The 21,772-nt window shown below is 52.8% G+C and carries 14 protein-coding genes and 1 pseudogene; 7 read left to right on the top strand and 8 right to left on the bottom strand.

The window, feature by feature from the left end:
* Nucleotides 1–116: 116 nt before the first annotated feature.
* Entirely contained in the window at nucleotides 117–1,091 is a 975-nt protein-coding gene (locus ACA060_RS14530; RefSeq protein ID WP_497318140.1) for an HNH endonuclease, read from the bottom strand.
* Between the two features lie 345 nt (nucleotides 1,092–1,436).
* On the opposite strand from ACA060_RS14530, the gene ACA060_RS14525 reads away from it, so the two are divergent.
* The 5 genes from ACA060_RS14525 to ACA060_RS14505 all read left to right on the top strand — a co-directional run bounded on the left by ACA060_RS14525 (nucleotide 1,437) and on the right by ACA060_RS14505 (nucleotide 9,322).
* Complete coding sequence (locus ACA060_RS14525) at nucleotides 1,437–3,341, top strand: ATP-dependent nuclease (RefSeq protein ID WP_497318139.1); 1,905 nt, start codon at nucleotides 1,437–1,439, stop codon at nucleotides 3,339–3,341.
* Between the two features lie 43 nt (nucleotides 3,342–3,384).
* Entirely contained in the window at nucleotides 3,385–5,145 is a 1,761-nt protein-coding gene (locus ACA060_RS14520; protein WP_497318137.1) for a UvrD-helicase domain-containing protein, read from the top strand.
* Nucleotides 5,146–5,515: 370 nt separating this feature from the next.
* Nucleotides 5,516–5,953: a MazG nucleotide pyrophosphohydrolase domain-containing protein gene (locus ACA060_RS14515; protein WP_017699490.1), complete on the top strand. Its 438-nt coding sequence runs from the start codon at nucleotides 5,516–5,518 to the stop codon at nucleotides 5,951–5,953.
* Between the two features lie 13 nt (nucleotides 5,954–5,966).
* Entirely contained in the window at nucleotides 5,967–7,112 is a 1,146-nt protein-coding gene (locus ACA060_RS14510; RefSeq protein WP_497318134.1) for a hypothetical protein, read from the top strand.
* A complete protein-coding gene (locus ACA060_RS14505) occupies nucleotides 7,112–9,322 on the top strand; it encodes a hypothetical protein (RefSeq protein ID WP_497318132.1) in 2,211 nt (736 codons plus the stop codon). The genes ACA060_RS14510 and ACA060_RS14505 overlap by 1 nt, the downstream gene beginning before the upstream one ends.
* Before the next feature lie 241 nt (nucleotides 9,323–9,563).
* Here ACA060_RS14505 and tnpC read toward each other — a convergent pair.
* Together tnpC and ACA060_RS14495 are read right to left on the bottom strand one after the other, a co-directional pair.
* Nucleotides 9,564–10,124: pseudogene (gene tnpC, locus ACA060_RS14500) on the bottom strand (IS66 family transposase); the annotation flags it as partial.
* Nucleotides 10,078–10,353, bottom strand: a complete 276-nt coding sequence (locus ACA060_RS14495; RefSeq protein WP_497318130.1) for a transposase domain-containing protein — start codon at nucleotides 10,351–10,353, stop codon at nucleotides 10,078–10,080. The pseudogene tnpC and the gene ACA060_RS14495, both read right to left, overlap by 47 nt.
* Nucleotides 10,354–12,187: 1,834 nt before the next feature.
* Between ACA060_RS14495 and ACA060_RS14490 the strand changes: the two genes are divergently transcribed.
* Entirely contained in the window at nucleotides 12,188–13,747 is a 1,560-nt protein-coding gene (locus tag ACA060_RS14490; RefSeq protein WP_497318128.1) for a hypothetical protein, read from the top strand.
* A 151-nt stretch (nucleotides 13,748–13,898) separates the two neighbouring features.
* Here the strand turns inward: ACA060_RS14490 and ACA060_RS14485 are convergent, their stop codons facing one another.
* The 4 genes from ACA060_RS14485 to ACA060_RS14470 are packed head-to-tail and all read right to left on the bottom strand — an operon-like array spanning nucleotide 13,899 to nucleotide 19,291.
* Nucleotides 13,899–14,360 (bottom strand): hypothetical protein, encoded by a 462-nt coding sequence (locus tag ACA060_RS14485; protein WP_497318126.1) that lies wholly within the window; start codon nucleotides 14,358–14,360, stop codon nucleotides 13,899–13,901.
* Between the two features lie 43 nt (nucleotides 14,361–14,403).
* Complete coding sequence (locus ACA060_RS14480) at nucleotides 14,404–16,689, bottom strand: hypothetical protein (protein ID WP_497318124.1); 2,286 nt, start codon at nucleotides 16,687–16,689, stop codon at nucleotides 14,404–14,406.
* Complete coding sequence (locus ACA060_RS14475) at nucleotides 16,682–18,214, bottom strand: tyrosine-type recombinase/integrase (protein ID WP_497318122.1); 1,533 nt, start codon at nucleotides 18,212–18,214, stop codon at nucleotides 16,682–16,684. The genes ACA060_RS14480 and ACA060_RS14475 overlap by 8 nt, the downstream gene beginning before the upstream one ends.
* A gap of 24 nt (nucleotides 18,215–18,238) precedes the next feature.
* A complete protein-coding gene (locus tag ACA060_RS14470) occupies nucleotides 18,239–19,291 on the bottom strand; it encodes a tyrosine-type recombinase/integrase (RefSeq protein WP_497318246.1) in 1,053 nt (350 codons plus the stop codon).
* A gap of 539 nt (nucleotides 19,292–19,830) precedes the next feature.
* Here ACA060_RS14470 and ACA060_RS14465 point away from each other — a divergent pair.
* Nucleotides 19,831–20,076, top strand: a complete 246-nt coding sequence (locus tag ACA060_RS14465) for a hypothetical protein (RefSeq protein ID WP_256597418.1) — start codon at nucleotides 19,831–19,833, stop codon at nucleotides 20,074–20,076.
* Nucleotides 20,077–20,166: 90 nt separating this feature from the next.
* Here the strand turns inward: ACA060_RS14465 and ACA060_RS14460 are convergent, their stop codons facing one another.
* Entirely contained in the window at nucleotides 20,167–21,732 is a 1,566-nt protein-coding gene (locus ACA060_RS14460) for a carbohydrate porin (protein WP_497318120.1), read from the bottom strand.
* Nucleotides 21,733–21,772 lie beyond the last annotated feature (40 nt).

Here is a 21,772-nt window from a genome sequence, read left to right as displayed (position 1 = left end):
TTTGAATGCCTTGCCAGGCAGCGTCCAGGTCTACGAGCTCGTTTTACTACGACCCGGTCTTCACTCCGAGGAGTTGCGCTTCGACGCGCGAAACTCGCCGCCTGAAAACTGAGAATCTAATCAGCAGTGTTCTCCTGCCCAGACCCTCCAGAGGATTTGTCGCTGTACTGAAGCAGGATGCTGAGTTTTTCTCCACGCACCCGGTCAGGTGAGTTGAAGTGCTTCTCCTGGTAGTCGGATGGGCCGAATACTCGGAAATGCTCATCAGGCAGGAACACGGGCGCGTAGACGAAATCCTTACGATGGCCACACTCGTCAGGCAGGGGAATCACAAACTGGTACTGGAAATTCCCGTACTGAAATATGAACTGATACCTATATGTCGATTCTTGAAACGCCTCTCTCACCTTGGCAACGATGCAGGTGATTTTGTTCGGATTGACGCCTCCGCTTATCCCCCACTCGATAACCGGCACGGAGCCACTCAAGCCAGGCTTATGGTTTTTACTCAGAAGCCAGGGTTTGAGGTAATCGAATTGGCGGTGATCATCGTCTGGCATCATGGCCAATGCCATTTTGATGAGCATCTTGTGAATGGCGGTCGGGTAGTAGGGTTGGCGCACAACCTGGAAACGGAGTTGATTCTTGCCCTCGACCTCCAACGCATCGACTCCACCTTTATCACCGACACAGATGACTAGGTTAGATTGGTCGACAGCCGAAACCTCTAAGTTTGGGGCTTTGTACTTGGGGATGCCATTGCGCCCCCGGATTCGCTGAAATGGACGGTGAGGGTGGGTGTAGGCTGCGAAGCTGTTTTCAAGATGATCCCCGAAGTGGTGATTGCACTGATCACACTCCAGCTCATCGATAATCGTCTTGTTCCCCAGAAAAATGGGTATGGCATGCGACTCTTCGCGGAAGGTCGTGGATCTCTCGTCTTTCCCACAATACCGACACACCTTCGGTTGCTTGTGCCCCAGCCTGCGTTTCAGCTGAGTGGGAGAGAACACGTTGAACACATGGAGAACGTAGCGCTCAGTCAGCGCTCTGCCTCGCTTTTCGTTGAACTCAATGAATTTTTCGATCACGCCGCGTGGCTCCACTGAAAATTGAGCAGCACCCTGGTGAGGGTCGTTCTTTGGAGGTTCGGCCGCACCTGAGCCGCACCATTTGAGGATGTTAAATGATACCGGTCTGCCGGCATCACGCGTAGAGCGGCGCTAATGTGCCCCAGAGATTCTGTGGATTGGCAGGCTTGCGTGCGCTTTTGTCCGCTTCAACCGGAAGCTAAAGCCCCATCTACAGGTAGGCCCTGATAGTCAACCGGTGTAACGTATTGCCACTATTCAGCTAGGCGTCGTTCATCGAGACCTAGCGCCATCTAGGCGCGGCCTCTGCTCGCCACCGGATGACTCCAGATAGAAGGGATTCTCATGTATCTACGCGCGTTGGACGTTAGAGGTTTCAAGTGCTTTGGCGAACCCTTCACTATCGAATTTCACGATGGGCTGAACGTGTTGGTGGGCGAAAACGGCGCGGGCAAGACCGGTGTAATCAGCGCGGTGCGTCAGCTCTTCAATGACTCGGAGTCGGGCAAACGAATCATCGGTGAGCACGATTTCTACAAGGGTTTTGAGGCAGGTGCTTTCGCCTCGGAGGAGCTCCAGATCCAGGCCACGTTTTCCGACCTGGATGATAAGGATGCCACTGCCTTTGATGAGTGGTGCGGGAACTATGATGAAGCGAAGCTCACCTTCATTGCCAAAAACCAAGAGTCACGTGGACGCTTCAAGTATCACACTTATGGTGGTCACGAATTCACCCAGCCCTTAGATCCTGAAACACTCGACTTGATTCACTGTGTTTATCTGCCGCCACTACGCGACGCAGAGAGCAAGCTCCGAGAGGGGCGCCAATCACGTTTGGCCAGACTGTTGAAGGCCCTATGTCGGAAAGAGCTGGATGCTGCCAGAAAGGCCGGTACTCAAACTGCGCTGGAGCAGCGCGTTGGCGACTTCAACCGCGAGCTTTCTCAGAGCGACGACTTTGCCATCAAACTGGCCAACCAACGCATCGGTGAAAGCCTGAAGGCCGCGCTCGGAATGCATCTGTCCCAAAGCACATTGATCCAATTCTCCGAGGTGAGCTTCTCCCGTATCGTTGAAGGATTGAGACTGCTTTACTTCCCCGACCTCACAAATGCCGACCCCACCCAGTTCCGATCTCTGGGGGAGAACAGCCTGGGGTACAACAACCTACTGTACATCGCATCCATCCTAGCGGAGCTCGTCCTCGAGGTAGAGGAGGGTCGTGGTGAAGAGACCTACCTGCGGCTGCTGCTCATCGAGGAACCGGAGGCGCACCTACACCCGCAGCTCCAACTACGGTTGCTACGACACCTCAAAACGGAGGCAGAAGCTCGAGGTATCCAGGTCATCATCACAACCCACTCAACTGTGATTTCGGCTGCGGTGTCTGTGGAGCACCTGATTCACCTCTCCAATGAAGGCATGCCAACAGCCGTTCCTCTGAGAAAAACAGGGCTTCCTGAGCAGAGCCGGCGTTTTGTAGATCGCTGGCTCGACGTCACCAAGTCAAATCTTCTTTTCTCAAAAGGCGCGATCCTCGTCGAAGGAATTGCCGAGGCAATCGTTGTCCCCGAGCTGGCTAGGATCGTCTTGCATGCTCAAGGGAAGGGCAGGGACTCTTTGGACGATTACGGCGTGTCCGTCATCAACCTTGGCGGTATCTATTTCAAGCATTTCATGCAGCTGTTCTGCGATGTCACGGGCGCCCAGCCTGGTGGTAATGTGCCTATCAGGTGCGCCGGACTCACGGATAATGACCCTCCCAAATCTTTCTCGACCATTGACGATGGCGAAGGCAGGGAAAAACCAGTTCCATTCCTTCCGCATGCCGAAGATCACCGGCAGGGAAACAATCCGGCATTGGAGCTTCAGGGGCCGATCAATCAGTCTCAATTCGCTCGGTTGTTCGCCGGCAAGTACAAGACCTTCGAGTACGACATTGCGCTGGAGGGCGGCAACCTCACGACCATGCTGAATGTGGCAGCAGATCTCTGGCCCGTTCAGGATGGCAAGGTGGCCGGGAATTTGAGGGAAGATGCAAAACGGGATTTCGCCTCCATGTCCTCTGCTGACAAAGCCCCTTTTGCTGGCGCTTTGCTCGCCAGGCTCGACTCCGAAGAGATTGGCAAGGGGTTGTACGCCCAAGCGCTCGCGGACGCGCTCTTGGCGCGCCCAGCTGATTTCGTCGTGCCGGAGTACATCCGACTGGCCATCCTTTGGGCCTGTGGACTGGAAGAGGGACAGGCATGATCGCTCGAGTTGCTGAAGAAACCCCACGCAGGGTGCTCCCCCAATGAACTTCACCCAGGAACAGTTGGATTATCTCGCCTCACCGCTCGACAGGCACGTTTACCTCAAGGCCTGCCCGGGCAGCGGAAAGACGGAAGTGGTTGCCGCGATGGTGGCCAGAATAGTCCAAGAATGGTCGCGTTCACCATCGGGCATCGCAGTGCTGACGTTCTCCAACAGTGCCACGGACGAACTCAGGAACAGGGTTCATAGGTACCTGGGGGAGCCGATCGGCAAACCTCATCTAATCGCTACGTTCGACAGCTTTGTGCTGAACCGGCTGGTGGCGAGCATTGCCAGTGAGATGACGGGATATACCGGCAGGGAGGGTGACTTTCGCATTCGGATTCTGGACAAAGCAGCGAACATCTATCGCACGCGAAATAGCATTTGCGATCGTTGGATCTCTGCGTGCAAATACGACTACGACCTTGGAACGACCAAGTTCGTATTTTCCACTGGCGAACGCGGCCTCGATAAGCAACTGAACGCCGAAACCCTTAATCAGGATACCTTCAAAGATCTCATTGCCACTAAGAAGCGGCTGTGGCGAGGAGGTTTTGCCACCTTTGGTGACATCGACATGCTTGCCCTGAAGGCATTCAAGGATAGGAAATTCGACCCCTATTTTTCGCGGATCGCGCGCCGGTTTCCTCTGGTCATCGTGGACGAATGCCAGGATCTCTCTGCAGAGCAACTGCGAATCGTGGAGCATCTCGCACGGTTCGGTATGGCGTTCCATTTCGTGGGTGATCTGAACCAGTCAATCTATGGCTTTCGCAAGTCGAACCCAGAGAATGTCACCGACCTCATGGTCAAGCTGAAATTCGACCCGTATGAGCTCAAGGCGAACTGGCGGAGTGGACAGGCCATAGTCGATCTGTGTACCAACATCCTTGGCGGCGAACGGATCAGGGGCAATGTAGATATTGCTTCCCTGCAACCACGGATACTCGAATATGAAGTGTGCCCCTCTGAGCTGCTGCCTACGATTCGCACCATGACACAGGGGTACACCAAAGTGGTACTGGTGGCCCGGGGTCATATGACCCTGCAGCGTTTGCGTAATGGTGAGACCTTCGAAGGCATCGAACTATTGGCAGTCGCGTGCATCAGCGCCAGCACAGGTAACCTCAAGGACATCAAGCAAAGCCTGATGACGTTTGCAAAGTGGCTGGCCGACAAACTCGAGCTGCAGGTCACCAAGGTCGGCCCCTATTGCCCCATTGTCATGGAGTCCAAGCTTATTTGGCGGAAGTTCCTCCATGAAAGCCTGAAATTCATGGTCGCCAATGGTGCTGGCAAGTCCGATCAGACCTGGTCTGCTTGGGTGCGCACTGCAAAGCTGGCGATCCGACGGCTCCCGAATCAACCTTTCGTACCTGTGGAGTTACTGGAGGAGCTGGATGTCCTGAAAGACTTGAACCTTGTGGCTCGCAAAGGGCAGGGTGATAAGCCAGTCTCCGTGCGAGTGTTGAGCCAAGAGGTACTGGAGGGGCCACCAGACACGTTGCGCTACGAAACTATTCACCAGGTGAAGGGCGAAACTCACGATGTCACTGTGGTGGTTTCGTCCCAACAGCCCGGGCCGCACCAGTCTCATTGGCAAGACTGGTTGCGAGATCGCGGATCGGAAGCCGCAAGGTTCGCTTATGTGGCGAGTTCCAGGCCCCAGCATATGCTGATTTGGGCGGTAAAAAAGCTCAAAGAAGAGGATCGACCTGTACTGGCACAATTGGGGTTTGAAGTACCGCCCCCCCGATAACCGTCCCTAAACGAGCACATTTGCGTTCCACTCGTTAAATCTAATCACCATTTAGGTCGTTCACTCATGCTGGGCGCGCTGTGCAAAACTTCTGGGGAATGCTTTCGTCAACTTGGCCTTTTGATCTAAATCAGTAGGGTGAGACGATGAGTTTTCAACTGTACATGGAGGTCTCCTGCCTATGAACCGTTCCTAGGCCCCCTCCGTGTATGCTTAAGGCCTCACGGCTAACCGGAGAGAGGGCGCATGCAGCCAGAGCAACCAACCCTGAACCAGTGGTCACGTGGCTCAGAGCATAGCCTTGATTTTTTGCGCTTAGCATCCCGCAGCCCACACTTACAATTTTTGACTAATCGATAAGGGAGCATTCATGGGTAAGCCTTTTAAAGACCGAATTCATGCCATGAATCAGATGTACAAGCTGCCGATCAACGGCACGCCCACGCTACTGACCGATCCTGCGGACAAGCTCAAGAAGTTCAAAGCCACGCTGATGGCTGAAGTTCATGAGATCGATGAAATCGTCGAAAAGATCGAAAAAGGCGATGCTGAAATCGATATAAAGGTCGCCATTGCCGACTTGTTGGGCGACGTGATTGTTTACTGCAGGTCTGAGGCCCTGAAGTACGGCTTACCGCTCGAGGAGGTGCTGGACATCATCATGGACAGCAACGAGAGCAAGCTCGGGGCGGATGGAAAGCCGATCTACGATGAAAATGGCAAGTTCCTCAAAGGCCCGAATTACTGGAAACCAGAGCCCAAGATCAAAAACTTGCTTCTTGGCGCTAACGACAAAGCGGACGCTTGATCGGAGAACAGGCTTGAAATCCATCAACCTTGGCAAGACGCGTACGCTCAAAGACATCGAGGCGGCCATTCGCAAGATCTGCGATCGTCCGGGGGAGAAATTCCTCATTCAGGCAGACATGCTCAGCGCCCGGCGTGGCGCCATGCATGATGCCGCACGCCTCCAACTGATCGTCACCCTGGCCCGACAGCAGCTGCAGAGCGACTACCTGGATTTTAACCCGCAGGCCGATGTTAAAACGCTCCTACACAACCTCGCTAACTGTTCGCCAGGTATCGCAGCTTTACGTCTTTCCAAGGGTATCCGGCTAGGCGAACTGACATTCAATCGCCGAGAGGTCTTCCAAGAGTCGGTAGAACGAATGCAGGCCATGGATGCAGGTCGGTACGAGGACGTCGTCAACGGCCGGGCCGTCGATTTGATTTGTGTAGCGGGATCGAAGGTTCAGCACCTGCGACCGCTGTTCAGCGCTGCAGGTCAGGTAAAGCCTCCATCTGAAATGACCACCGAGATGCGCAGGCTCATTGACTTTGTCAACAAGCAGAGCGGGCGCACCAGTGTTCCGGAATCATTGATCGAAAGCTTGGGTCTGTTCTGTTCTGAGCTTGTATCCAACACACAGGAACATGCGACCTCAGATCATCTTGGCCACGCGTATTTTGCCCATGTTGAAGGCGTCATGGTCGGCTGGAGGCGTCTTGAGGACGACATCTTTGCCGAAGACTTTGACGGCAGTGAGGACTTGCGCCGTTACTGGCAGAGAGAATCTTCTACCACCGACAATAACAAGACCAGCTTGCGGGCGTTGCACATCAGCTTCTTCGACTCGGGCCCCGGATTTGCCTCCAGAATGAGCGGCAAGGCGGTGCAAGAGATGTCGCTCCAGGATGAGCGGGGGTACCTGCTCAAATGCTTGCAGCCGCGTCAGTCCAGCAAGACTCTAGACGCCGCGGGGATAGGTCTGCCTGCCATCCTGAATGAGCTTCGCAAGGTGGGCGGGTTAATCCGTATTCGTTCTGGCCGGCTGTGCATCTACAACCAGTTCGAAGAAAACGATCGGCAGCGTGACCCTGACGACTTCAGGGATTGGGACAACACCGACTTGGCACCCGTTGCCGGGGCCGTTGTCACCATGATGATTCCATTGAGGGGCATGTAATGGAGCGTTTCTATCAATGGATGTCCGCTGTCAGCGACCCCAGCGGCAGTCATGAAGCGTTGGTCATCTGTTACAACGATTCGGAGCTCTCGGTACAGCACGTCTTCACTGATATCGAAGACGCGCTGAAGGCCCAACGACATCTGCCTGACTGCGTCTACATCGTGGGAACGTCTGATCAGTTGTCGGTGTACAACAGCAGTTGGGCTGACGATCAAGACCGCCTGGCCAACCTCCTGAAGCGTGGCGTAAAAAACGCGCGTGTGTGCGTCCATGAATACGTGTTCTTACAGTGGAATGGCGCGAGCTTCAACGTTCATGTGCTGGGCGGCCAGGAACTTGTCTACCGCTATGATCCGAGCTCTCTCTTGCGAGATGGTTTGAGAACGCTGATCGAGAAGAACAACGTCATTCATTCTGCACCGTCCGCGCATTCTTTCAAGCACCCGTCCGGCACGCTCAACAACGTGTTTATCCAGGCCCGAGAACTGGCGAGTGATGAGGCCGAAGTTTGCGTGGTGGGGTATGCGATCGCACTCGAGTACGGCGCCAGGCTGCGCCAGGCGGACAAGGTGTACATCGACACCATGGGCATTTACGCCTTCGTGAAGAATGCGCTTGGTCGCTTGGACAGTAAGGCCGAAGTCATGAGTTTCCACTCCTATGAGCGACTCAAGACAATGTACCCTCCAGCAAGTGACTATTTCTGCGTGGTATCGGCCTCCACATCCGGCGGCATGGCCAAGCAGATGGGGGAGCAGGGTTTCACAGGGGATTGCGTTGCCACGCTGATCGATCGCACGGCGGATGGCCGATACGGGGGCGTCCTGGTCGCCCTGGACGACATTGACTATCCACTGCCGGTCAAGGCGGAGGAAGGCTGCACACTGATCGAGATCATAGGGGAGAACTTCTCGGCGAAATCAAAGCCTCCCAAATCGATCACAATATCCCTGAAGCATGACCCTAAGCGGCTGGCCAAATTCCACAAGTATTTCGGTATGGGGGGAATCATTGGATTCAACCGGTCGAGCAAGCCTCGCAAGCTGTTGACGCTCAATCCTGATCTGCTGCTAGCGGACGCTGACTTCAGGAAATGGCTGACCGCTGAAATCGACTGGTCGGTCTCTATGGCGACAAACCTAATTGTGTACGCCGACGATGACGGGTCGAAAAAACTCGGCGAGGTGGCCAATGAGATGCTCAGTCAGAAATGGGGCGCTACCAAGTCAATCCGATGCGTGCCTTACAGCGAACTTGATCAAGTCGATTTTGAGACCGTCTCCGGGGTGCTTGTCGCGACAGTGGTAGCGCGCGACGGGGGTATTCTAAGGGAGATCAGTCGTGATCTGCGGGCCTACATGGACGCGACCGTGCCACGCAGGTTCCTTGCACCGATCGGGATTCCACAGAGCGCCAGAGCCTGGGCGCTCCTCAAGACTTTCCTGATGAAGAACCCCACGCCCCGGGAATACGGCTTCTCCAACTGGCTGTGTTTACCCATTGGTGATGACGGGAAGCAGAACGCCTGGAGTCGCTTGCTCACGGTTGCGTCTGCCGGGCAGGTCGATGACGTCGGCTTCACGCCCAAAGTCGCGGAAAAGGTTCGTCATGAGGCTATTGATGAGGCCACTGAGCTTGTTGAGGAGCACAAGCACAACTTCCTGCCAAAACATGATGGCAGCGCGCTCGCCTTGTCCGATGGGTTTCTGTTCTTCGACCCCTCAAGCAATGTGGGTCGGGACTGTCCAAACGTACCGCAAAGCACAGTGTTCTTCACGATTGCTGCAGTCCTGCAATTCGCTCGCGAACACGACGATCATGAGCTACGCCTTCAGCCGACGGGGTATGAGTCAGTGGTGCTGTCGCCGGAGTGCTTCCTCCGGTTTAACGACAATGTCCTCCAGGCTTCATTCCTGCGGGCGTGTCTCCCTTCGGAGCTTGATTACTCAGCGAGTCCGGAGCTGAGCAAGCTGATGAAGGAGTTCATCGCCAAGGTATTTGCCCGGTGGGAGAGAACTTACGGCGATGCCGCACTGGAGTTCGCTGCGGCGCTGGCCACCGGCTCGCTGAAGCTCACGCAGGAGGACACGCGGGCACTACTCGAGGAGGCTATCGAGCAGCGTAAAGGCGAAGCTTCCAGTCTTCTGGGGCTGCTCCTACTTACTCAGCGTGCACAGTTCCCGGCTCAGGCAGTTAGAGGAGGCTAAGCGGGCAGCCAATACCAATGGAGGAGGGCGGATTTACTGGCTGCCGTAATGTGCTTTTAGTCACCGATGCAAGTTTAGATGCAGCCGCAAGGCCCCTGAGCGCAGACAAGGGCCCGGCGTCTGCCAGCTCCTACGAGCTTCGTCACGGCGCATGGGGTTCTACTTTGCTAGTGTATCCGATCGGTGCAGTGCATGAGGCTGGCGCCTGTTCGTATGCGTCTGGCCATCACGCCTTGCGTGATTAGACCGGTTGCCACTTATGCGGTAGCAAGTGATCGATTTCACTCGCCCGCTGCGTCGGCAGGCGCGTGAGGACGTCCTTCAAATAGGCATACGGGTCATGCCCGTTGAGTCGAGCGGATTGGATCAAACTCATGATCGCCGCGGCCCGTTTTCCGCTGCGCAGTGACCCTGCGAAGAGCCAGTTCTTGCGTCCAAGAGCCCACGGCCGGATCTGGTTCTCCGCCCAGTTGTTGTCTATGGGGACGGCCCCGTCATCGAGGTAGCGCGACAGCGCTGCCCAGCGTTTGAGGCTGTAATCCAGTGCTCTGCTGATCGCCGAACCTTCGGGCACGAGATCGCGCTGGGCGATCATCCAGGCATGCAGCATATCCGTCACCGGTACGGCTTTTTCTTGCCGTATTCGGCGCCGTATATCCGGTTCAAGGTCGCGGACTTCGCTTTCGATTTCGTAAAGCAACTGGATGTAGCGCAGGGCTTGCTCGGCGAGCATGCTCTTGTTAGTGGCGTGCAGTTCAAAGAACTTGCGCCGTGCATGGGCCATGCAGCCGATCTCGGTCAGGATTCATCTGCTCGCTGCGCTTGGCAAACTTCAAGCGCTTGAGCTGCGCGATCTCGTGGGTCAGCTTCTCAATGACCGTTTGATCGCGGTTGATCTTCTTGCCCATCGTCTCAACCGTCTTGCCCAACGTGTCGACTTGATGGTCGAGCGTCTTGACGCGCTGGAACAACTGCGCCGCCAATGCGCGCAGCTGTTCAGGGTTTAGATGGTCGAAGTCTGGGAGAGTCATGGGGCCGATTTTGCCAGGCCAAGCAACTCGGGACGATAGACCAATGGGCTAATGGCAGCCGTTAAAGCAGTGTGATCGCACCGCCGGAGCCCGCACGCTGCCATGGTAGGCCCAATAAGAGATAGGCTGCTTGAGCCGCAAACGGGTTCGAGCATGCATAGGTACGGATGCTACCAAGCTCACTAGTCAGGCTTGGATCGTGAGCTTTATCCGCTCTCGCGGGCCGGCAATGTCGGGCACGTAGTTAAAATAGGTGCTGAGCATTCTGGCGTCGCCGGTATCGTATTTCGGCGACGCAAGAAAAATGTCGTCTGAGCTCAGTGCCTGCGCTTCCTAGCGAGAGTCAACTGTCGCGTAACGGGTGTCGGCGATATACGACAGGTAGCCCTTTTCGTGCCAGCTTGGAGAAATGGCAATCCAGGAGTACTTCACCTCAGAACTGGTAGGAGAGGATGGAGATCATAATGCGGCGTAGCATGCACAACGTTGCTCTTCCATGTGGTCTGCATTTCCGTCCTTAAGTATGAATTCCGTCTCAGTATTCGAGAGAGCTATAAACTAGTAGGGGGAGTACTGTGCAGCATGGAGCAGTGTCAGGACTGGGGGCAAAAAGTCGTTATTCGTTCAGGAATTTCGGGCGGGGCAGCCGTTGACGACTCTTCTCACCCGGGGGCTTTCGCATTACTTCACGCAATCGCTCAGCAGGGCCTTGAAGCTCTCCTGGAGATGCTCGATTGACTGCGAAGATTAACTGTTCACGCCTACGCTGCTTGCCCTCTAAGATTTCAGCAAGCTCTGCATCGGACTGGGCATAATTTTGCATAAATTCATTCCTGCAGAAGACAATTAACCCAGGGATTCCCTAGCTATGGGGCTGATGATCAGCGTCTGTTCGCGCTCACCCTAAGCATTAACGACACAAACCGATATTTGCCCACTCAGTCCACCTTGGCATGACATTGGTTCGATCCTAATCGCAAGCATGGTCGTAATTTTTGAAAAAAATGCGCCATGAACTCATGCCACCCATTTCTCCGACCGCCAGGATTGAAAGTGCCATGAGGATGAGCCATACGCAACACCTACGAACAAACTCAGCAAGCCTCCCAAACTCCTCAAATCTTCTAAATGTCGTCGCTACAGAGCTCTCACTGAGCGGGAGAGTAGTGTTCGCGCCGCCGATCAATTAATCTCACTGTGCTGGCCCTCGGCCACGTCTCGCCCACGAATGTCCTATGCAGCCCCATGAGTCGATGCCGGCCGTGCTAGATCGGCAAATAGCATACGAGCAAGATGACGCGTTTGGACACAGGCACTATGCCCAAGCACTACGCAATTTGGTTGAATCCGAACACCATCAACTCCCTTTTAGCATCGGCCTCCTAGGAGGATAAGCCCTTATGTCCCCGGGCCAACGCAGCGCCGGTTCAGGTACGCATGTCCATTGGCTCGGTGGCAAGGCAGACCGCGTTGATGCGGATCGTTGGGAAAGACCAAGAATGAAACGTGCACAGCCGGTCGAGTGTTAGGTTGGTCAACTCACCATGAGTGTTTGTTGTTTGAATGGGATATCGATTCTTGCAGAAACTGTAGAAAAAACGCTGGAATGACCTCGAACGTCAAGGCACAAATACCGGTAAAACTAGCGAATGGCGCTCCCAGATAATTGGTCTCCACTTGCGAACCGGAATGGCGTCGATGCTGTAGCGCAGGGCTACGCTGGCGATTGATTCATTGAATCTGCATGCCGATAACATATTGAACAGGGATTGGTCGGCACAGCCGACCTAGAAATCATGGCCAAGGCCAATAAACAACTTGAAAACGAGTTTAAATGAACCACGAAAACGTTGTTAATTTAGAACAAACAGCTGATGAGATGCGACGCTTGGCAAAAAAGGTCGAGCGCCGGTCTTCTAAGTCACTGGAAGCGATGAAGGACGTACAACGCGATTGTCAGGAGAGAATCCAAGAGCTCAAGTATGAGCTAAGCAAGGATCTCATCGACCAAGCCAACGCACCAGTAAATAGAGCTGTCAGTATCCTCACCTACGTTTTGGCTGCGGTAGTTATAGTCGGTGGTGTGTTCGCCTGGCTGACAGCCAATAACCTTGAGTCCACCTTGCAAACGCTCATGACGAAGAGGATCGAATCCTGGCTGTCGCTTGAAGATGAGCATTCACAGGCCAGCAAGACCCTCGATGCCTATCGGACCCGTGCTTTGCTTGACTCGTACATGATCCAACTCGCTAGGCAGAAATCGCAGAACACATCCATTGTTGATCTGAACTTCAAGGTAAGTGACAAGAAGCGCCTTATGGCGATCGTCCGCTCACCATCGTCTGACTACCAGGATTTTTACGACGCGTTGCGCTTGCTAGCAGTGGCCGACGGAGAGTGGGGCATTATCGTCGGCGAGAACGAGTTGGGACGTGATCTTGTCGGACTGATTAAAGACCCGCGCTTTGATTCGATGAGAAAGCTCGACATACTGCAGATCCTTTCGCGCAATCGAAACCTCATTGAGGTTGAAGCGGCATATCTTCAGGATAACTCGGCATTCGAGCCGCTTCGTTACCAGTCCTACCTCAATCTCAAAAATTATGATAAAAGCTCGCCTGCAGGTGAACTCGCGCTAAAATACGCTATCGGTCTTTTGCAAAGCAACGCCGTTCACAAAGTGGAGGACGCGCTCGAACATATCGCGGCGGTCGATTCGTTTAATACCAACCTAGCAGCATTTCTTCTTCAGTTGCCGGAGCGCCAGCGCGAGCTGAGGATGAACTATCGCCTGGCAGTTGCCAAAGGGCTGATATCTCAGTTGCCTGCTCCGAGTGCCATGAGCTTATATCTACCTGAAGATAACGAGCCAGTGGACCGAGAAGCTATTCGCTCTACTGTCACGGCGCTAATCAACGCTTTGTTGGACGATGGCCTAATGCTACGAATGGACAAGACATTTGTCGCAAGGCCTCATCTCGCGCTCTATTATCGCCAAGCCGATGGTGTAGCCGTCTCCAAGCAGTTTCCATTGGAGCGTCTAATGGGGGACGAACAACTGATGCAGGCTATCTACAAGAGTCAATATTCCAAGGGTCTAGAGCGTTTTGCCCAGTTTTTCTCTGTAACAGACGGAGGCGAGGTCATCGTGCTGGCGAAATTGAAGGTGCCTGCTGCAGTCCTTGGTCTCGCGACTGATCCATTATCACCCAGAGATATCGTCGGGCGGCTGGAATTCGCTCAGGACGCAAGACTCCAGTTTACTTGGAGAGACAGCCTGGGTGACTGGCAGACTAGAGGTATCGAAAATCTAAGGGAAGCGAGAGTGAGCATGGTGTTTGACAAAGACGCTATATCTTATCGCGACACGAGTCTAACTGACTGGATTTTCTGATTGCTCATTTTTCTCGCTGGTAGTTAGTGATAGACAACAGACGTCTACCGAGGAAGGCAATATATCGTCCAGTTGAAGACACTGATTACAGATGGAGCGCTGTTCTCAATTAGTATTTTGACGCCGTGATCAGGGGAGGGGAGAGTGGCGTCTAGTCAGGCTTATGCTCGTTGAGGTTGGGCAGGACCATCAGCGTATGTTCATCGTAATGAGCAAAAAATCGCTGCCATGCACGTACACCACCCAACTCGCCCACAGCTAGGATAATAGCCTTGTGAGAGGCCGTGAGCAGAGCGACTTGCCGCTCTAAATCTTTTATACGTTCGTCTTTCATTGCAAGACTGGCTATTAGCCGTTTTTGAGAGTTCTTTTTCGCTCGTTCTACCCATTGGTTTCGGGTCGTTTGCAATTGTTGATAGTGAGCAATTAGGTTTCTGCGAAATGTGTCCCGCGTGAGAGTGGAAACGGCGCCTAGATTCTCCATTCTACGCACAATGGCATGGGCAGTTATTCTCTCATCGTTTTCCAGCATGGACTCAAGAACGCTAAGTAGATTGTCATCAAGATTAACCGCATTTGCGGTGCGGCGTACTGGCTTGCTCGGTGCTGGCATATTGACTCCGCTAGGCACGTAACAGGGCTTAGCGCAAAAGCGGCTAGCCTTCAAATAAGTCTACTTGATGGACCTGCACCGACAAATCCGGACCATCTGGAAAAGGGTTTTCACCTGGTCGACATGCCAATGCTTTATCAATATTTTCTAACGTTTTTTTTGCATGATCCAATTGATTTGCTCTTCCGACACTATCACTGAATCGAGCCTCTATTTTATTAACGGCTAAGGCGATTTTTTCACGAAGCCCAAATAGATTTTGCTGATGACTTTTCAGATCTGTAACGCAAAGATGACGGCAGCCGCCGTAACACTCTAAATGCTTTGGACAAGGATTGGTCATAAAACTGTTAATGCAAAATCCATAAGGCGTAACGTGAAACCCATCAGCTTCTCCCGCCAGAAAGAGAAATGCCGCCTCATCGCCCATTGTCGCCTGAATCTCTCGAAACTCTTCAACAATCGGACCGGACACCTTGCCACTTAGGATCATCGCTAGCACTTGCGAACCACCTGTTGGCATAATATCAAGTGCCGTGTGCGGTAGATCCATTGAAGCGAGTTCTTCTAATAAGCTGCGGTGGTCGTACCGGTACGACTGCTCAACACTACGACGGCCGTAACGCTTAGTTATAATCGTGTCAGCTACGCCCATCCTAAAGAGTTCACTATTTTGAACGTGACGAAAAGAATGACTATTTATTGTAAGGCTTTGGGTTTCTTCATTGCGCCCATACCGCTGAAAAAAAGTGGTGTTTGAAGTTTGACTTTTGTAATAGTGGTTTCGCAAATCGACCGTATCGAGGATTCCAACAAAGCAGTATTTGCGAATATCGCATAGCCCATCATTTCTCCCTTCTGATAGCGCGCGTATGGGCGCAAGAAATAACATATTATGGGGAGGTATCGAGCCCGCAGCGGTGCGCAACGGCTTTAGAGGTGAGAGCTTGGATGGCATTCTTAATCTCACCAACTGCTCTAACTCCGATACCTTAAAGTACCCCTTTCTGAAATTTACCTTACAAGGCACCCCGGACACTGTGCGGAAAGGAGTGAGCGATTCATACCCTCTACGCAGCACGGCGAAATACTGCCGTACGACATTCTTCACTTTTCCTCCATGTTCTTTTAATGACAACTGTCGACTCTCAATTTCGTCCAGTACGCCAATGTCATAATTTTTTCTGTACTGCGCAATTAATCGAACTTCGTCGTCATCTTCAAATACAAATGGATTGCCAGTCAAATACGGATATAGGTCTGCTGCGGCCACCAATTCGTCCGGTTGAAAGTCAGCCAAAATCCGATTGGATTGATACTGTTTCTCAAGAGTGGCGCGGAGCGGCTGGGTGAGCAAGAGCACCCGATTCAGAAAATCAACAATAATCTCCCTGAACATCTCGGGAATGTGCTGTATATCCGGATGTAAGAGTTTGCCCTCTTTATCCGAAATACTTCTTTTTTCAACAAAATATCTAAGAGCAATCGATGACGAAATACCGCCGAATTCGCTTGCGGGAATGCCCTTTTTACTCAGATGAGAGAACTCCTGGCACCAATCGACTGGTATAAGTGGTGTTTCGCCCATTCGCAACCCACAGAGCACCAGAATTTTGGCTTGCGCAAACCGCAACTCATCATAAAATGTCTGTGGATCTTCGGTAAAAACAATTCGGATCAGTTCCCAGAATGCATTGTAATCTGGAAGGCGCTCTGTGCGTTTGCGCTCCGAAAGGTTTTGTCGAAAATTAGACGTATCCTCGCGACTGTTACGGCGCTTGACGCTAACTGCAGGCAACAAAGGAGTGCGATCAACCAGACAATGAAAGTCAAATATATGCTGTACCGAATTTCTAATTCCTCTGGCCAGTTGACCAGAAGGCTGTAACAGTGATGCGTATTTAAGAGCAGTCGCAATGTGATCAACACTCAATTCCCACGGCTCAGCTTTGCCACAACAAGATGCAATGATACGAATGGTTCGGACAATGTATTGGCTCGCATGCGCTGCGGATACACCTTTCACATAAATGTAGTGAATTGCGCATGCTTTGATTAAGTCCTGCCACGAGTTCGTAAGCTTCACCCTTACGATTGCGGGTACTCCTTGTGCGCTCCGCTCCGCGTTGATCAACGCCAGGCATTTTATGTCGGTCCCAAAGTCCGCAAGCCAATAAGGGACTCGGGGATTATCTGCCATATGGAATAAGGGCCATCCCTCACCTTTTTTTACGGTTCCATCAGGTGCAGTCGGAATGTCCCAGTTGACGTCTTTAGACATTGCAAGAATTTTGTTTGCTTCAATAAAATCCCTAAAATTATTATTCATTATCGACGACACCATTTAGCTCATCAATAATACTTTCCACCCGTTCTAAAACATCTTGCAGCTGCGAATAAGCGGGGGAATAGTTCTCGCCTCTGGATGCATTGTAAAATTGCAGTACAACGGGTCGCAAACCCTCAAGAACCTCTTCATGAATTTTTGCGTTCTTGACAGCCAAGAAACGATCACAGCCATAACATGACAATACCGGATTTTTTGCACAAAGTCCCTGTCCAAGGGTGCACATGCCAATTCCCGCTATCGGTATTCCGTGTGGCATGCCTCCTATTTGGTGTGCGGGTAGTGCGTTCGATAAGTCCTCAGTACTGATCGTTCGGTTTCTCGCAATACGCTCAATTTTGCTATATATCGGAGAAATAGCCAGTGCCCGATTCACTCGTTCGGCCTGCGTCGGTGATGATTCAAAATAAACCAGCCCTGTCATTGACCAGCTGTGCCCCATGTATTCAGCTAGTTCTTCCTGGGTGGCACCCGCGTCCACCATACGTTGCGCAGCACTATGTCTGAAATCGGTGCTACTACGTCCATCCAACCCAAGTTCTGCGGTGAGTCTTGCTAACGATGCGCCGACGCCTGATGGCGTCAGGCCAAACAGGGAATCGGTTAGAGCGCCGGGTGTTTGAGGGTACGATTGGTCCGTGGTTCGCCGGCGATGCAACACTACAAATATATTCGCCCACTCGCGCTTTATTTTTCGTAACATCGGGATAGGCGGCGTGCCCTTGCGTTGTTTTCCTCGAAAAAATCGCAACTGCACACTGTGGGATTTTTCAAAATTAAATATATTTAAATGTTCGATTCTAAGTTTTGCAATCTGCTTGGGGCGCATTGCAAGCTGATAGCAAATACATAAAATACAGGCACTGATTAAAAGGGATATTTTGACATTTCCCAAGTCATGCTTTGAAAGGTCATTGATCGAATCCAGAAAATCAATAATTTTCCGGTCTTCATACGAATCAAAAAATACGTCACCGCTCCGGACACTGGCGTAACTATCCACGGTATGTTGACGAAGTGACGCAATTCGGGGTCTGGAATCGTTATTCAGAACGCCCACGGATTGACTACAACAAAATAACAGTAGCGACTTTAGCGCGCATAGTTGATGGTTATTACACGCCGTGACTATTTCGCGTCGCCACTTAGCATCGACACTCAGGGGCAGGGTTAGTGAGAGGTCTAGCGTCGTATATATAAGGCTATTATCGAGCTTCTGAAGTGCCTGGAAATACATTTTGATGGTTGCGCCTGCCAATTCAGAGACGGAACGAGCAAGCCACAACTTCATTAGGTGTATCAATTCTCCGTCAAAGGAACTGAAATCTAACTCTAGGAACTCACCATTAACCTCAAAGGACCATGCGTTTTCCTCGGGATTTCTTATGGTTTTCCAGCAGTCTGCAAAATCATCCCAATAACGGATTACAGAGGGCAGGGGAGGCAGGGGAGCCAACGCCTCTAGCAGTTTTGCGTTACCAAGAAAGCCCGACTGACTCCGCGGCATGCGTTGCTCCTTCATCTGTCCCTTTTAGGAGCGCAGATGGCTGACATGGACGTCAAATGCATGGTTCCAAACGGTGGCTAAGCGATCCTCAAAAAAAGCTCGTGCGTACCGTCGTGGCATATCCGAGGTGCGGGCCCAGCCAAAAAAAGCTCGCAGTCTCTGGATTGCCATCTCGAGGTCGTCGCCATTTTCTACAAATTGATGAAGCCTGACAGTCGCACAGGTATGCCTCATATCGTGCGGTGTAATGCGGCCGGCCCCGCGATACTGCTGAAGTGTTTGGCGCGCTTCAGTGGTGAGCTCACCTGTGATGGTGACAAAAATACCATTGACCTGGCGTAATGATAGTGGATTGCCTTCCAGCGAGGAAAATAAGTAGCTGTGTCGGGTCGAGGGTCGGTAGCTCTCGACAAAGGTCCTGATGAGGCTGGCCAACGCTGGCGGCACAGGCAGCTGCCGGGCGGCATTGTTGTTTTTTAGGCTGGGCTGTTCTTGGCGCGGATCACGCTGATACGGATTGTCGCCGACGTTCAGCCAGTTCACAGTTTCTACGGTCGGGGTGAAGCGTTTTTCGCTTTTTAATGCATCCATAGGCAGCACGAGGGTTTCACCGCGGCGTAATCCAAGATGCAACATGAGTAGGCACAATACGTAATTGCGCCAGCGTAACGTACTGTTCCTAAAGGGATTACGAACCGAGTACGGATCAATGATCTGGTAAAATTCATCCAGCACTGGGCTTGGCAACGCTCGGACAATTTCTGCCGGCGGCGCGGGCGCCATACCCAGCGAGTCAAACAGCTTCTCCAGACGCTCCAGGCGCATGCTCAGCAGCCAAAGCATGTCAGGATCGGCATGACTTTTCACCAGACGCTGAACACAACTTTTGACGAAAACGTAGGCCACACGCCAGTTGGGATGGTAGTTGGCGGCAGTCTGGGCACCATGATTTCTGGCCGTGATGAAAAACGTCTCAAGACAGGCTTCAAGCTCATCGAATTTGAGCTCCGCAATCAAGCAATCAAGGCAGTCAGCCTGGTACAGCCGTCTGGCCGACTGGTACAGCTGTTCGATCACGGACAATTGGGTTCGTAGTGTGGACGGCGCCAAGCTCGCACCGTCCAGTGCAGACCAGACTGTCGACCAATAGCGCGGTCGTCCACGGTCATCGGTCAACAACCAACCAACGAGTCCGGAGGGCACGGAAATGTCTTTCAAATGAACAACAGGCATAAGTGCAACAGCTGAAGCTGCTCCTTATGGTAGGAAGCGTTGCAGTTGAGCCTAGGTAATTTCCTGTGTAACGCAACACACACGAACATGCTCGTCTTACGTGTAATGTATATTATGTTAAATCATGTGTCATGGTGGATTTGTTCATGAGCTGTCTAAGCCACTGACTCTACGTATCCGCTCTGACGCCCACTCCCTCAACGGGCCATGTGCAACGTATTCACGGCGAGTCATTGAATGCCGTTTCTCTTCAGGTCAGCGCGCACCGCTGCTCATGCAGACTGAAGATGCGGCGCCGGTGCCCACACTCGTTCCGTTCATCTACGTCCAACTAAAACTCAGGCACCGCGCTTACAACACAGCGGCGGAACATCTACGCGCGAGTGACCTCAATTGATGACGCAATCCTGGCCTGCCACTTCGAGGCGATTCTGGCTTTACAGGACGGTTACGCCATCTGGCTCCAAAGCGGTCGTCAAGCCGACAATCTGGTCGCCCTGATCGGCAATCTGAAACGGCAAATTTTCCGCAGCCTGACAGATACGCGACTTCAGATCGTTCGTACACTGATTCGCCCGGGCGCCGGGAAGAATCCGTTCCCGGGCAGCCTGGAGCCGACTCGACAGTAATGGAGGTTCGCGGAGACCTGATCAGCAGATCAAGAACACGCTTCACCCTCCTCCTCTTTTTCGCGGCGTGTTGGCCGACGCGTTCAAACATTAAAACCAGGTTTCCATTTGTATACCGTATTGCCATACACCTCCGGCGTTGAAGTCCGTCTTGCCGAAGGAGTCTGAGGCACTGTATCTGTCCAGATCCGAAGACCAATTCATGAAGCTCGCGAACACACGCAGTTCAGGACGTGTGAGCAGGTCTCCTACGTCAGGTTTAAATGTCGGGGCGATCGTGAATTTCCAGAAGTTACCGTCGACCGCATTACGTTGTAGATACCCCTTCGGGTCGAGGTTCATGGTTTGCCAGCTCATTTCGTAGGCCATCTCAAAATTGCTGTTGATTTCATTGGCCAAACGCATGTTCAGGGTCATCCAGCGGTAATTGTCACCCTTGACGTATCTATCCTTGCTTTGTTCAGCCAACAAGCTGGGACCGATGCGCCAACCAGGCGCAATGGGAGTCTCGCCGTAGAGTGCCAGACGTAGAGCGCGGGCATCGTCAATCAGCTCACCATCCGAGCCGACGTTCTTGACCTCTGCCCCCAGACCTTGCCCATAGAGCAGCGCGGTTTTGAAGAAGCCTTCTCTGCCGAAAAAGGTTTTCTGATGATTGGCCAGCATGCTGTGCAAACCAGAATCCGCAGGCGCCAGACCTGCTTCATTGCTGCGAGTACCAATGTCGTTTTTCTTTGAGCCGATGGCATTGAACATCCACTGCCATTGACCATTATCGAAGAACTGGTTGGAGGTCAGGATGTAGCTTTCCACATCGGCGTTGATGCCGCCCTCACTGAAATCCCCATAGTTACGCCCGATCAAAGAGTAATTCGAGCGCCAATTCTTGTTCATCTGCACATCGTAGATTCCACCCCCGGTACCAGCCAGATAGATAACGTCCGAGTCCAGCCAGTGGATATCGAAGTTATCTCGATCAAAGCGCTTACCTGCCCACAAGGTGGAGTTTTCGAACACTGAATTACCCTTGAATGCAGCGAGATGATCGAGTTCGGTAAAGACCTGACGTACGTTCAGGTTGCTCTCGTCGGCCGTCCAGTCATTGGAGCTTTCCACACCATCGGCGATGGAGACCGTGAATTTGGAATGGGTGCCGTTCTGCGCATAGGCCTCTTTCGACAGGTCGATGCGCATGTAGGTGTCGTCTTCATTGCCGAGTCGCCCGACGGCGCCACCGACTGAACCGGCCGGGGTTGTATAAGGTCCTCCACGACCACCACCCATCCCATCGTTGATCAGCAATCCGGAACGGGCGTAGCCCTTGAAGCTGAACCCGTCAGTGAGGTGTGCGGTACTGCTCTCTTTCTCAATGCTTTGCTGACGGGCTTCGAGTTTTGCCAGCCGGGTGTCCAAATTGGGCGCCGCAATGGTTGTCGCAGTGGACGCAACGGGCTGCGAGGCGGGAGTGGCGAGCTTGATCTGCTGCAATTCCCTGGCGAGTGCCTGGGTTACCTGTTCGGCTGCGGCTGCGCGCTTTTCCGCTGCGGCGGCACGGGCTTCAAACGCGGCCATGCGTTCTTCCAGAGTCGCGGCCTGAGAGGTTGCCGCCGAGGTGCCGAGCACGCCTGCGAGTAGCCAGCCTGGTGCTTTCTGCATGTGGATTTCCCTGTTTTGTTTTTATTGTTTTGTTCCCGCG

This window comes from Pseudomonas sp. LBUM1671 (assembly GCF_059695685.1).
Note: the sequence above shows the minus strand (reverse complement) of the source record. Positions and strands in the feature narration are given on the sequence as shown.